Source organism: Rhodococcus baikonurensis, from assembly GCF_040489275.1.
Lineage (GTDB): Bacteria > Actinomycetota > Actinomycetes > Mycobacteriales > Mycobacteriaceae > Rhodococcus_F > Rhodococcus_F baikonurensis.
In genome coordinates this window covers 120,558-133,717 of record NZ_JBEUOQ010000013.1, presented here as the reverse complement: position 1 = coordinate 133,717, position 13,160 = coordinate 120,558, and the positions used below count along the sequence as shown (strand labels likewise).

General features: G+C 63.3%; 11 protein-coding genes and 2 tRNA genes. 3 read left to right on the top strand and 10 right to left on the bottom strand.

Translation table 11 applies throughout. The features are described 5' to 3' along the window. Nucleotides 1–2: 2 nt before the first annotated feature. On the bottom strand, nucleotides 3–1,433 hold the full coding sequence (locus ABWI03_RS25890; RefSeq protein WP_298781357.1) for an amidase: 1,431 nt from the start codon (nucleotides 1,431–1,433) through the stop codon (nucleotides 3–5). Nucleotides 1,434–1,544: 111 nt separating this feature from the next. Beyond that, a tRNA-Lys gene (locus ABWI03_RS25885) sits at nucleotides 1,545–1,617 on the bottom strand. Between the two features lie 368 nt (nucleotides 1,618–1,985). Here ABWI03_RS25885 and ABWI03_RS25880 point away from each other — a divergent pair. Further along, nucleotides 1,986–3,155, top strand: a complete 1,170-nt coding sequence (locus ABWI03_RS25880; RefSeq protein ID WP_397488335.1) for a L,D-transpeptidase — start codon at nucleotides 1,986–1,988, stop codon at nucleotides 3,153–3,155. Nucleotides 3,156–3,288: 133 nt separating this feature from the next. Here ABWI03_RS25880 and ABWI03_RS25875 read toward each other — a convergent pair whose 3' ends face one another. After that, nucleotides 3,289–4,251, bottom strand: a complete 963-nt coding sequence (locus ABWI03_RS25875; protein ID WP_095973047.1) for an oxidoreductase — start codon at nucleotides 4,249–4,251, stop codon at nucleotides 3,289–3,291. A 54-nt stretch (nucleotides 4,252–4,305) separates the two neighbouring features. Between ABWI03_RS25875 and ABWI03_RS25870 the strand changes: the two genes are divergently transcribed. Beyond that, nucleotides 4,306–4,716, top strand: coding sequence for a MerR family transcriptional regulator (locus ABWI03_RS25870; RefSeq protein ID WP_235169744.1), 411 nt, complete (start codon nucleotides 4,306–4,308; stop codon nucleotides 4,714–4,716). Nucleotides 4,717–4,959: 243 nt separating this feature from the next. On the opposite strand, the gene ABWI03_RS25865 is transcribed toward ABWI03_RS25870, so the two are convergent. Together ABWI03_RS25865 and orn are read right to left on the bottom strand one after the other, a co-directional pair. Beyond that, a tRNA-His gene (locus ABWI03_RS25865) sits at nucleotides 4,960–5,032 on the bottom strand. An 84-nt stretch (nucleotides 5,033–5,116) separates the two neighbouring features. Beyond that, on the bottom strand, nucleotides 5,117–5,716 hold the full coding sequence (gene orn / locus ABWI03_RS25860; protein WP_024487359.1) for an oligoribonuclease: 600 nt from the start codon (nucleotides 5,714–5,716) through the stop codon (nucleotides 5,117–5,119). A 121-nt stretch (nucleotides 5,717–5,837) separates the two neighbouring features. On the opposite strand from orn, the gene ABWI03_RS25855 reads away from it, so the two are divergent. After that, nucleotides 5,838–7,577: a helicase HerA-like domain-containing protein gene (locus ABWI03_RS25855; RefSeq protein ID WP_166811329.1), complete on the top strand. Its 1,740-nt coding sequence runs from the start codon at nucleotides 5,838–5,840 to the stop codon at nucleotides 7,575–7,577. 19 nt (nucleotides 7,578–7,596) lie between these two features. On the opposite strand, the gene lysA is transcribed toward ABWI03_RS25855, so the two are convergent. The 5 genes from lysA to ABWI03_RS25830 form a co-directional block, all read right to left on the bottom strand. Then, nucleotides 7,597–8,940 carry a diaminopimelate decarboxylase gene (lysA, locus tag ABWI03_RS25850; RefSeq protein WP_298781345.1) on the bottom strand — a complete coding sequence of 448 codons (1,344 nt, stop codon included), beginning with the start codon at nucleotides 8,938–8,940 and terminating at the stop codon, nucleotides 7,597–7,599. A gap of 152 nt (nucleotides 8,941–9,092) precedes the next feature. Continuing rightward, nucleotides 9,093–9,530, bottom strand: coding sequence for a hypothetical protein (locus tag ABWI03_RS25845; RefSeq protein WP_298781342.1), 438 nt, complete (start codon nucleotides 9,528–9,530; stop codon nucleotides 9,093–9,095). Nucleotides 9,531–9,702: 172 nt separating this feature from the next. After that, on the bottom strand, nucleotides 9,703–10,506 hold the full coding sequence (gene cmrA, locus ABWI03_RS25840) for a mycolate reductase (protein ID WP_095973051.1): 804 nt from the start codon (nucleotides 10,504–10,506) through the stop codon (nucleotides 9,703–9,705). Between the two features lie 19 nt (nucleotides 10,507–10,525). After that, entirely contained in the window at nucleotides 10,526–12,556 is a 2,031-nt protein-coding gene (locus ABWI03_RS25835) for an NADPH-dependent 2,4-dienoyl-CoA reductase (RefSeq protein ID WP_296555635.1), read from the bottom strand. Continuing rightward, complete coding sequence (locus ABWI03_RS25830; RefSeq protein ID WP_235169739.1) at nucleotides 12,553–13,119, bottom strand: PadR family transcriptional regulator; 567 nt, start codon at nucleotides 13,117–13,119, stop codon at nucleotides 12,553–12,555. The genes ABWI03_RS25835 and ABWI03_RS25830 overlap by 4 nt, the downstream gene beginning before the upstream one ends. Nucleotides 13,120–13,160 lie beyond the last annotated feature (41 nt).

Here is a 13,160-nt window from a genome sequence, read left to right as displayed (position 1 = left end):
ATTCAGGAGTGTGGCGGGCGCGAATCCGGCCAGCGGACGGTGCTTTCCAACTGCTGTGCTAGGGCGAGAATCGTCGGTTCACCACCGCTGCGCGCGACCAGTTGGACGCTCAGGGGGAGCCCGCGTTCGGAGAACCCGGCGGGTACCGCGGCCGCCGGGTTGCCGCAGACATTCCAGATCGAACAGTAGGCGGCGATCGGCAGTGCCTTGCGGACTGCGGAGAGAAGGCCGGTTCCTTCGAGTTGTCCGATCGGGCGAGGCAAGGCAGGCGTGGTCGGCATCAGGACCAGGTCGAAGGTGTCGAAGACCTGGTTGACCGTCGCTGCAATTCGCTCGCCTTTGCGGTAAGCGAATTTCCCGACGCGCGCGGGAGCGGCTATCCGGCCGATCGACGCGAGTGCTCGTGTGCGCTTCTCCAGGAGTGCTGGCTGGTCGACGCGCAGTGCTTCGTCGCGGACGCCGCCGAGCACCTGCGGGAGAAAAGCGGCAGTGGCATCCGGGTACTCGGGATCGTGTTCTTCGACGTGATGTCCCAACGCGCTCAACATCTCTGCGATCGAGAGCACCGCGGCAACGATCTCCGCTGACGGGCGGACGCCTCGGACCGGACTCCGGGTGGACACCGCGATGCGAAGCGGCCCGGGCGCCGACACGGCCGCGTCGGCAAAGCTGGTGCGGATCGTTTCGGCTGTGTAGTCGTCGGTCGCGGTGGTGCCGGTGATTGCGTCGTATACGAGTGCGCTGTCCTCGACCGAACGAGTGAGAGGCCCGAGCGTGCCGAGTCCGCGCCAGAGGTTTCGGTTCGGCGCGGTGCTCACCCGACCGCGTTGCGGCTTGAGGCCGAACAACCCGCAGAATGCCGAAGGCAATCGAATGGAACCGCCGCCGTCGCCGCCTATTGCCGCCGCGACCATTCCCGACGCGACGGCCGACGCAGATCCTCCGCTCGATCCGCCGGTGGATATGCCGGTGTCCCAAGGGTTTCTCGTGTAGCCGTTTGCGGCAGTCTCGGTGAAGGGCCAGATGCCGAACTCGGGCATCGTCGTCTTGCCGACGATCACCGCACCCGCCTCGCGCAACCGGCGGACAACCTCTGAATCGGCCGGTGCGATGCGCGTTGCTGCCGCACCGCCGTATGTCGTGGGCGTTCCGGCGACGTCGTTCTCGTCCTTGATTGCAATCGGGACTCCGTGCAGTGGGCCCAGGGTTTGGCCGTCGGCCTGACGTTGATCGAGCCGCGTCGCCTCGTCGAGTGCTTCGTCTGCGAGAACTCGCACAAATGCATTGAGCGTCGAATCGAGGCGTTCGATCCGGCGAAGTGTGTTCTCGGTGAGTTCGCGGGCCGACAATTCTCCGGACCGGATCAGAGCTGCCTGACCTGCCACCCCGGCAAATGCCAGCTCGCTGTCAGGTGTGGTTCCGCGCTCAGTCATCAGTCCTCCAGGCCGTGGTTCCGGTAACTGTGAAGTCTATTCACCACAACCTGGTCACCACGACACAAAGAAAAATCCCCACCTTCCGAAGAAGGTGGGGACCTTTGCAAGTGCGCCCACAGGGACTCGAACCCCGGACCCAGTGATTAAGAGTCACTTGCTCTACCAACTGAGCTATAGGCGCTCGCTCTTGCGAGACAGAACATTAGCCGAATCGCCGGTTCGGGAGCAAATCGCCAGGTGGAGGCGTCGCCGCCGTAGTCCGATCGGAGGATATCCGCTGAAATCGGTAACAAAACGGACGGTTCGGAGCGATTGATACTTGAACGTTACTGACGGCGTGGCCCTTCATGACCGTTGGTAACGAGCGCGCCTGGCATCATTGGTGCAGCGCAGTCATACCGCAAGTCCCACTTGCCTTCCGGTAAGTGGGATTCGCATGTCGCGCGGAAGTTAGTCGGAGAAATTGTGAAGCGGAGTCGAACGATGAGTCGTCAAAGGTGGGGTCTGTCCGTGCGCGGGGGGAACGGTCGAGCGTCGAAGGGCGCGGCGATGATCGCGGTGTCTCTCGGGGCTCTCGTTCTGATGACCGCGTGCACGTCGGGCGGCAAGGACGTCAGCACCGAAGGGTCGGCGCCGATCGATTCCAATCCGCTCACCGAACTCATCAAGCCGAAGCTCACCTCGACCGCTGCCGACGGCGCTGTCGGATTCTCGCCGGGCGACCCGGTCAAGATCAACGTCGCCGACGGCGCCCTGTCCGACGTGACGATGGTCAATCAGGACGGCAAGGCAGTTGCCGGCGCGATTGCTGCCGACGGTGCGTCGTGGACGACCACCGAACCTCTCGGCTACAACCGCAAGTACAAGATCGAGGCCCGCGCATTCGGGTTGGGCGGCGCCAGTACGACGGTCACGTCCTTCACCACCAGCGCACCCGGCAACGTCACCAAGCCGTACGTCTTGCCGAACGAGGGCGACGTGGTCGGCATCGGTCAGCCCATCGCGGTGCAGTTCGACGAGAACATCCCCGATCGCAAGGCTGCCGAAGCTGCGATCACCGTCACCACGACTCCGACCGTCGAAGGTGCGTTCTACTGGGTCAACAATCGTGAGGTCCGTTGGCGTCCGGAGAACTACTGGGCACCGGGCACCAAGGTCGACGTGAGCGTCAACGTGTACGGGCGCAATCTCGGCAAGGGAGTCTTCGGGCAGGAAGACGCGAAGAGTTCCTTCACCATCGGTGATGCCGTCATCGCCACGGCAGACGACAACACCAAGCAGGTGACTTTCCAGGTCAACGGTGAGACCGTCATGACCATGCCCACCTCCATGGGCAAGGACAGCACTCCCACCGACAACGGCGTCTACATCATCGGTGACCGCTTCGCGAACATGATCATGGACTCGTCCACGTACGGCGTCCCGGTCACCTCCGCTCAGGGCTACAAGACTCCTGTCGACTGGGCGACCCGAATGTCCTACAGCGGCATCTTCTTCCACTCGGCGCCGTGGTCGGTCGGGCAGCAGGGCTACTCCAACACGAGCCATGGCTGCCTCAACCTGAGCCCGTCCAACGCCAAGTGGGTCTACGACAACACCAAGCGCGGGGACATCGTCGTCGTCAAGAACACCGTCGGCGGCACGCTCTCCGGCACCGACGGCCTCGGTGACTGGAACATCCCCTGGAGCGTCTGGAAGACCGGCAACGCGGACGTCTGATCGCGTCCCTGAAGCACTGAACGTCAGAATGCCCCCGACCGTCCGGTTGGGGGCATTCTGCATCTGTATTCCCTTTGCGAGCGAAAGTGCCTCTCGGTCTATCTGAGGCGACGGGAGGTACGTTCGCTCGGTGTCAGCGCCGACCGAAGGCGTCCACTCCGGTCATTTCAGCGGACAGTGCCCATAGTCTGCGTGCGTCGTCGCGATCGGTAGCCCAAGGCTTCACGCCGCCGACGCTCATGTCATCCGTCTGCGCAACGTCCGCGATGTTGCAGTCTTGGAGGTACGCGCCGGCGTGATCGGCGAGTATCGGCGCCGTCGCCGCCCACACCGCTGTAGCGGCGCCCTGGGCGGGAGTCTTGAATCCCGGCACGGCGTCGCCATTCGACGTAGTCCATCCGAGTTCGTGTTTCTCCGATGCGGAGAAGTGACGTTGAAGGGGAGTAAGGATGCTCCCGGGATGGACGGAGAACGCAGTGATTCCGCGTGAAGCACCGGCGCTCGCCAGCTGTACAGCGAAGAGAGCATTTGCAGTCTTGGCCTGACCGTACGCAAGCCATCGGTCGTAGCCGTTGCGGAAATGTATGTCGTCCCAACGCACCCCCGACAGAAAATGTCCCGCCGACGAGACAGCGACCACGCGAGAACCGTTTGCGGGCATGGCAGGCACAAGCAGGTTCACCAGTACAAAGTGCCCGAGGTGATTGATCGCGAACTGTGATTCCCAGTCAGACCCGACTCGGATCTCCGGGCAGGCCATGATTCCCGCATTGCAGACGATGATGTCCGGACTGATCCGGGAATCGAGAATTTCTCGCGCACACGATCTGACACTGCTCGGGTCCGACAGGTCGCACGCTTGCACTTCGATACCTGGAAAGTCGGCCACGGCACCCCGTGCCTGCTCTGGTCGGCGGGCAAGCACCAGCACTCGCGCGCCGGCCGACGAAAGCGACCGCGAAATCTCGAATCCGAGTCCGGAGTACCCGCCAGTGACCAATGCGGTGGTGCCGGTCAGGTCTCGCCCGGCAAGTACGTCGTCGGCGGTGGAGGTTCGGGCGAATCCGGTGTTGATCTTGCGCTGAATCGAAATCATGGCAGCACCGTAAAATCTGGAGTGCACTCCAGGTCAAGGAAAGGTCGTCAGGCAATGCGTGAACTGTCAATCGGTGAGGTCGCTGTCGAGACCGGAATCAGCATCGATTCCCTTCGATACTTCGAACACGAGGAACTGTTCGTTCACGAGGTTGCACGCTCGGCAGGTGGGCGTCGGGTCTACTCCGAAAGCGATGTCACTTGGTTGAAGCTGTGCAATCGCTTCCGAGATTCGGGTATGCCGATCGCCACGATCCGTGAATTCGCCGCACTCGTCAGGTCCGGTCCGGGAAACGAGAAGGAACGGCTTTCACTTCTACAACAGCATGAGGTGTTGATTCGATCCAGGATTTCTGCGATGCAGGACAACCTTGCCGTCATCCACGGCAAGGTTTCGGCATACGAGCGACACGTGAGGGACGGGACCGTAGTGGGCGTCTGGGAGCCCGGCCCGCGGCCCGAGTGATCGACGGCTGGGCCATCTGTCGTGATCTCCAGCTACCCCGATGTGAGCGAAAGTGGCTTTCGGTCTATCTGAGGCGACGAGAGGTACGTTCGCTCGGATCGGGGTGGGGCGGGCGGGCGGGCGGCTAGGGGATCGGGGCGGGGCGGGGAGGTAGCCGACCAGACGTGCAGGGGCATTCAGGCTGGCGCACAAACCAAAAGAACCCCCGAGAATGTCTTTCGACATTCTCGGGGGTTCCGCTTGGGTGAGCGACGGGACTCGAACCCGCGACAGCCAGGATCACAACCTGGTGCTCTACCAACTGAACTACGCCCACCATTGCCTCGGCCACCGGTTTGACCCGGCTGCTTTGACGAAAGAGATACTAGCGCGAAAGTCGGTCAGGAAGCCAATCGGCAGGTCAGGCGGGACCCAAGCCCTCTACGACGGCTGCGATCTCCGCGCTCGACGGTCCGGGCGCCGCGACGAATGCGGTGCCGCGGTAGTACTTGAGTTCGCGGATGGATTCCTTGATGTCGGCGAGCGCTCGGTGGGCGAGACCTTTTTCGGGCTGGCCGAAGTAGATCCGCGGGTACCAGCGGCGCGAAAGTTCCTTGATGGAGCTCACGTCGATCATCCGGTAGTGCAGGTAGGTGTCCAGTGCCGTCATGTCGCGTGAGATGAATCCGCGGTCGGTGGCGATGGAGTTGCCTGCCAAGGGCGCCGTACCGGCGACGGGAACGTGCTTGCGGATGTACGCGAGCACTTCTTTCTCCGCCTCGGCGAGGGTGACCGTCGACTTCCTGACCTCTTCGGTCAGTCCCGACTTCGCGTGCATCTTCTTCACGACGTCGGGCATTGCCGCCAGAGCGTCGTCGTCGGCGTGGATGACGATGTCCACACCTTCGCCCAAGATGTTCAAGTCGCTGTCGGTCACCAGAGCCGCAATCTCGATGAGTTTGTCCGACTCGAGTCGCAGCCCGGTCATTTCACAATCGATCCATACCAATTTGTCCTGCACCAGGAACACAGTAGTGCGCGCGGCCGCGGGATAAGGTCTGCGGTGGAAACTCGGGTGCGTGCAGGACGGCGCTCGGGTGATGACAAGATCTTCGCCGCACTGCAACGAGGAGGGCTTTTCGATGACCGTGGATCCGAAGGACGGAGCCGCGCCGCTGACGCCGGCGGAGAAGGCGAAAGCTGCAAAGGCCGCCGCTGCCGAAGCCGCCCGGATTGCAGCTGAAGCCGCCGCAGCAGCCGAGGAAGCGGAGAAGGAAGCGGCTGCCGCTGAAGCCGAAGCATCTGCAGGTGCTACCCCCGCCGCCCCGGCGCCGTCCGGTGCTGCAGCTGAAATCGCGGCGGGCTACTCATCCGAAGGTCGAGCACTCGAGCTGGGCTCGGTGGTGATCGACGGGGTGGCAGATCCCACCGCGCGGGTGCGGATTCCGTTGGCGACGATCAACCGTCACGGCCTGATCGCCGGTGCGACGGGTACCGGCAAGACCAAGACGTTGCAGGGCATCGCCGAGCAGCTGTCTGCCGCGGGTGTGCCAGTGGTGATGGCCGACGTCAAGGGCGATCTCTCGGGTCTGTCGAAGGCAGGGGAGCCGAGCGAGAAGATGAAGGCTCGCGCAGTCGAGACGGGTGACGATTCGTGGACTCCCGCAGGGATGCCCGTGGAGTTCTTGTCGTTGGGTACTGACGGAATCGGTATCCCGGTGCGCGCGACGATCACCAGTTTCGGGCCGATCCTGCTCAGCAAAGTGTTGGGCCTCAACGAGACACAGGAATCGACTCTAGGGCTGATCTTCCACTGGGCCGACACTCAGGGCCTCGCTCTGCTGGACCTCAAGGATCTGCGTTCGGTCATCGCCCACCTGACGAGCGCTGAGGGCAAGGCGGATCTGAAAGGTATCGGTGGAGTTTCCTCGGCAACCGCCGGAGTGATTCTGCGCGCCTTGGTCAACCTCGAAGCCGACGGCGGTGACACCTTCTTCGGCGAACCGGAACTCGAGACCGAGGACCTGTTGCGTGTCGTCGGCGGCGCCGGCGTGATTACGCTGTTCGAACTCGGCGCTCAGGCGGCACGCCCGGCGATGTTCTCCACCTTCCTGATGTGGGTGCTCGCGGACCTGTTCCAGACGCTGCCGGAGGAGGGAGATCTGGACAAGCCGAAGCTCGTGTTCATCTTCGACGAGGCGCACCTTCTGTTCGCGGACGCGTCGAAGGCCTTCCTTCAGCAGGTGGAACAGACGGTCAAGCTGATTCGTTCCAAGGGCGTCGGCGTTTTCTTCTGCACGCAGCTTCCGACCGACATTCCCAATTCGGTTCTGTCGCAGCTGGGCGCGCGGGTTCAGCACGCCTTGCGTGCCTTCACGCCCGACGATCAGAAGGCACTCAACAAGACCGTTCGCACGTATCCGAAGACCGAACACTACGACCTGGAAAAGGCACTGACTTCACTCGGTATCGGTGAAGCGATCGTGACCGTGCTGTCGGAAAAGGGCGCGCCGACGCCGGTGGCCTGGACCAAGATTCGGCCTCCCAGGTCGCTGATGGACACCATCGGCAACGACGCGATCAAGGCGGCCGCATCGTCGAGCCCGCTGAATCAGAAATACGGCCAGACCATCGACCGCGAGTCGGCATACGAGAAGTTGACGGCGAAGGTTGCCGGTGCTCCGACGGCGGATCAGTCCCTCGATCTTCCGTCGCTTCCGGATCTGCCGCCACCGCCGCCGGCCGAACCGGAGGGCCCCAACATCGCCGAGCAGATCTTGGGTAACTCCGCCGTCAAGAGTTTCCTGCGATCCGCGGCTTCGGCTGCGGGACGGGAGATTTCGCGAAACATCTTCGGCACCGGTAGTCGCCGTAAGCGCTGACGCTTGGGCGCCCGCGAGGTCAGATGCCGACCTCGCGGGCCAGGAGGTCGTTGATCGATTCGCGCCTGATCAATGGCCGCGCAATCCCGCCGAGCACAGCGACGACAGGTGGCCGGCCGACGCTGTTGTAGGTGGAGGCCATGCTGTGGTGATAGGCACCCGTGCACGGCACTGCCAACAGGTCCCCTTCGTGCAAGTCGGCGGGAAGGCTTGCACCGACGGCGATTTCGTCGCCCGATTCGCAATGGCGGCCGGCGACCGTGACTTCCTGGAGCGGCGCAGTCGAATGTCGATTCACCAGTTCGACGTCGTAGTGGCTGTCGTACAACGACACCCGAGGGTTGTCGCTCATCCCACCGTCGACGGACACGAAGGTTCGCCCGCCGCTGATCGTCTTGATGTTCTGTACGCGATAGAGCGTGACTCCGGCCCGCGCAGCGATCGCTCGGCCGGGTTCGAGAACGATTTCTGGTCGAGGGAAGCGGTTTCGGGTGCACGCGTCGTCGAGAGTTTCGTCGATGACGTGGGCAAGGCGGGTCAGATCCAGTTGGGCGTCTCCCGGTACGTACGCGATCCCGTGGCCACCGCCGAGATCGAGTTCGGTGAGGATGATTCGATGCGTGCGTCGTATGTCGTCCATCTGCGCGATCATCGTCTCGATCGCGGGGCGGAAGAGTTCGGGATCGGTGATCTGGGAGCCGAGATGACAATGCAGGCCGATGAGTTGCAGGTGCGTCGCGTTGGCGACGACGGATACCGTACGTTCCAGTTCTTCGGAAAATGCCGGTAGTCCGAACTTTTGGTCGAGTACTCCGGTCGACACTGCCTTGTGCCCGTGAATATCGATGCCGGGTGTGACTCTGATCAACACCTTCTGCCGGTGGGTACACACCGACGCGAGCCGTACCGCTTCGCTGGGGGAGTCGAGGACGATCCGGCCGACGCCCGCGTTGACCGCCGCCCTCAGTTCGGAAACCGATTTGGCATTGCCGTGCAGAATGATTCGTTTCGGGTCCACGCCGGCGGCAAGCGCGATGGCGAGTTCACCGGCGGAACAGACATCCACCCCGAGTCCCTCGTCGGAAACCCAGGTAGCCATCGCTCGAATCATCAGTGCCTTGCCGGCATACACGATCTCCGAGTCGGGAAAGATCTCTCGATACGTGCGGCAGCGGTGCCGCACGTCCGCCTCGTCGACGACGTACGTCGGTGTGCCGTACTGGTCCGCGATCTCTTCGAGGGAGACGTCTCCGATGCAGACACGCCCGCGGTGGTCGTGGCGAGTACTGATGGGCCACAACGCAGGATCCATACGCGGTGTCATTGCGCCGCGTAGGGAGGGGAAGATTTCGAGTAGCGTCACGTCGATCTCCTGAAGGTGACCCGCCGTGTTGCGGGCTACCTTCAGATCTACTCCCGAAGATCACCCGTGGGGCGGTTCTTGACGCTTACTTGACGCGCCGCCGAACGAGGTTGACGCGGCCCTGACGTCCTCGACTTCCTGTGCCTGTCGACTCACTGTGCTCGCCGCCGCTTCCCTCCGAACCAACCGAGCACCGCGAGCAATGCCACCGCGGCGACTCCGCCGATGACCGCCGATCTGTCGGCGGACACACCAACGGACGGAGTTCCGCCGACTCTCGGGGCGTAACCGTCGCCGTACACGGACTCGACCGCCGCTTGGACGTCGAAGTCGGTCCCGGTGTAAGGCTCGCAGCCGTACCCCTCGTGCTCGGCGTCGACGTCGTACGGCGCAGAAACGAACATCAGCCGCTCGGTACCGAGCACGTAGCTTGTGCCACAACCGTTCCCGTTCGCGAGTGTCCCCACCGACGTCACCGATGCCAGATCGCCTTTGTAGACCCGGCTGACGTCGAACAGGTAGGTGTCCTCGAACCCGTCCGAAGTTTTCTCCGTCGGGGTTCCGAGGAAAACAGTGCTGGATACGCTCACGGCTTCTTCCGGGGACGCAAAAGAAGCGCACGAGCACGCATTCGCTGCGGTAGGCAGCAGTAAGGGCAACCCTCCGGCCAAAAGAAGGATTGCCCCGACTGCCAGTGTTCGTCGCATCGCCATTAACCGACTTTACGGTCTGCTATGGCCTGCTCTGAGAAGTTTGCGTGAATCAGCCGCCGAGCTTCTTGTAGAACGTGCCCACGATGGGCGCAACGACGGAGCGCGGGCTGTAACCACCCGCGACTGACATCGCCTTGCTCAAGATGCCCGGTACGACGCGCATCTTGTTCTCGGCCAGGCCGTCGAGCGAGACCTTGGCGGTGTACTCGCTCGAGATCCAGAAGAAGTCCGGGACCAGCTTGTCGACGATCGACGCTTCGGCCGGGTCCGGAGTTTCGGTGCGTACAGGGCCTGGGGCGAGCAGGGTGACGTTCACTCCGGTGCCCTTGAGCTCACCGCGCAACGATTCCGCGAAGGTGTTCACGAACGCTTTCGTGGCGGCGTACGTCGCGTTGTTGGGGATCGGCATGTTGCCGGCCGCGGATCCGACCATCAGGATGGCTCCGGACTTGCGTGCGAGCATGCCCGGAAGCACGGCCAGCGTGAGGTCGTGCACTGCAACGGCGTTGAGCTCGACCTGGTCGCGCTCGTATGCCGGGTCCAGCTCGGCGATCGGCCCGAAGGTGGCGATACCGGCGTTGTTGCACAGGATGCTGATGTCGCGGCCACCGAGCTCCTCGACGAGAACGGCACGCGCCGCGCTGTCGGAGAGGTCCGATGCACGGACCTCCACCTCGACGCCGTGCGCGGCGCGAAGCTTCTCGGCGAGGACCTCCATGACCTCGCCGCGACGGGCGACGAGAATCAGGGAGTGTCCGCGTGATGCCAGATCAGCGGCCAGTGCCTCTCCGATGCCGGAGGAGGCGCCGGTCACGACGGCGCGGGCTGTGGTTGTGGGTGTCGGCAGGCTCACGATCAGTCAGCGTAGCCGGTCAGATCTTCGCGGCCAGTCGTGTGCCCTGTTCGATGGCACGCTTGGCGTCGAGTTCTCCGGCCACGTCGGCGCCGCCGATGATGTGGGTCACCACGCCCGCGACGGTCAGCTCGTCCACGAGGTCACGAACCGATTCCTGCCCGGCGCAGATGACGATGGTGTCGACCTCGAGGAGTCGGGGCTTCTCATGCTTCTCACCGAACGTGATGTGCAGGCCGGAGTCGTCGATGCGCTCGTAGTTGACGCCCGAGAGTTCGTGCACGCCCTTGTTCTTGAGTGCTGCTCGGTGGACCCAGCCCGTGGTCTTCGCGAGTCCGGCGCCGATGCGCCCGGGCTTGCGCTGGAGGAGGTAGACCTCACGTTCGGAGAGCTCCGGTACCGGGGTGGTGAGAGCACCCGGCGCCATCTCGGGTTCGGTGACGCCCCATTCCTGCTTCCACTCCTTCAGGTGAAGGGTGGGGGAGGTCGGGTGGGTGAGGAATTCGCTCACGTCGACGCCGATGCCGCCGGCACCGATGACGGCCACGGACTTACCGACCGGCTTGCCCTCTCGGACGACCTCGGCGTAGGTCAGCACCTTCGAGTTGTCGATGCCGGGGATCTTGGGAACGCGCGGCGTCACGCCGGTGGCAACCACGACTTCGTCGAAGGAGCCGATGAGGTCTGCCGGTGCGACGCGGGTGTCGAGCTTGACCGTCACTCCGGCCACGTCCAGCATGCGGGTGTAGTAGCGAATGGTCTCGGCGAACTCTTCCTTACCCGGAATGAGCTGTGCGATCCCGAACTGTCCACCGATCTTGTCCGAAGCCTCGAACAACGTGACCGCATGACCTCGCTGAGCAAGGTTGAGTGCTGCCGAAAGTCCTGCAGGACCGGCACCGACGACGGCGAGGTTCTTGGCCCGCCGGGTGGGGGAGAGGATCAGCGTGGTCTCGCGGCCCGCGCGCGGGTTGAGCAGGCAGGAGACCTGCTTGTGCACGAAGGCGTGGTCGAGGCAGGCTTGGTTGCAGGCGATACACGTGTTGATCTCGTCTGATGCTCCGCGCTCGGCCTTGTTTACCCAGTCGGGATCGGCGAGCATCGGCCTTGCCATCGAAATCAACTGTGCGTCACCGCGGTTGAGGATCTCTTCGGCAGTCTCGGGCATGTTGATCCGGTTCGAGGCGGCAACGGGAATGTCGACGTGCTTCTCGAGCTTGCTCGTGATGTCCACGAAGGCTGCTCGGGGGACCGAGGTGACGATGGTGGGCACCCGTGACTCGTGCCACCCGATGTCGGTGTTGATGATCGTGGCGCCGGCGGCTTCGACTTCCTTTGCCAGTGAGACGATTTCATCCCAGGTCTGGCCGCCCTCGACCAGGTCTGCCATCGACAGCCGGAACACGATGATGAAGTTCGGGCCGACGGCCTTGCGTGTGCGTCGCACGATCTCGACTGCGATGCGTCGACGGTTCTCGGAGCTGCCACCCCACTGGTCGGTCCGCTTGTTCGTGCGCTCGCAGAGGAACTGGTTGATGAAGTAGCCCTCACCGCCCATGATTTCGACGCCGTCGTAACCGGCGGACTTGGCCAGACGCGCGCAGCGAACATAGTTGCGGATCTGCCATCGCACGCCGCGGCCGGTCAGCTTGCGCGGACGGAACGGATTGATGGGCGCCTTGATCGACGACGCGGACACACTGAACGGCTGATAGCTGTAGCGACCCGCGTGCAGGATCTGCATGGCGATCTTTCCGCCCGCGTCGTGAACCGCCTTGGTGATCCGGCGGTGACGGCGCGCTTCGATGCGGTTGGTCAGCTTGGCACCGAAGGGCAAGAGCCAACCGGTGCGGTTGGGCGCGTAGCCGCCGGTGATGATCAGACCGACACCGCCACGTGCGCGTTCGGCGAAGTACTCGGCCAAGCGATCGGTGTCCTTCGCGCGATCTTCGAGGCCGGTGTGGATCGATCCCATGACGACGCGGTTCTTCAGCGTCGTGAATCCGAGGTCGAGCGGTTCGAGCAGGCGGGGGAACTGTGTATCCGTCATGACTGAAGATGTCCTTCCGTGGCGTACTCGCCAGTGGGCAATGCGTCCAGAACTTCCTGGCACCAGTCGGTGAATCCTTCTTCGACGCGAATACCGCCGCGAAGTACGAGGTATTGGTGCAGGGAAGAGCCGGAAAGTGCTGCTGGATTGGGGAAGTCACGCTTTTCGATGAGTCGGTAGACGTCGAGGCGAGCGGCGTGGCCGTCGCGGTGGCGAGCGACTTCGCGGCGTAGAGCGGGGAGATCGGCGTGCGCTGCGGCCCTGATCTTGATGGCCAACTCGTTGCGCAGGTGGTTCGGCTCGGACGGCTCGGCGATCCATCGGGTCAGTTCGGCGCGGCCCGCGTCGCTGACGCGGTACATCTTCTTGTCCGGGCGGCCGTCCTGCGCGATGGCCTCCACCTCCACCCAGCCTGCCTCGTCCATTCGCTTGAGGACTCGGTAGATCTGCTGGTGCGTCGCACTGTGGAAGAAGCCGATCGACTTGTCGAACCGGCGTGTGAGGTCGTATCCCGACGCATCCTGTTCGGACAAGGAGACGAGCAACGCATGTTCGAGAGCCATGGAAAAAGTATCTATGCACTCAGGTGCGTATGCAACTAAGT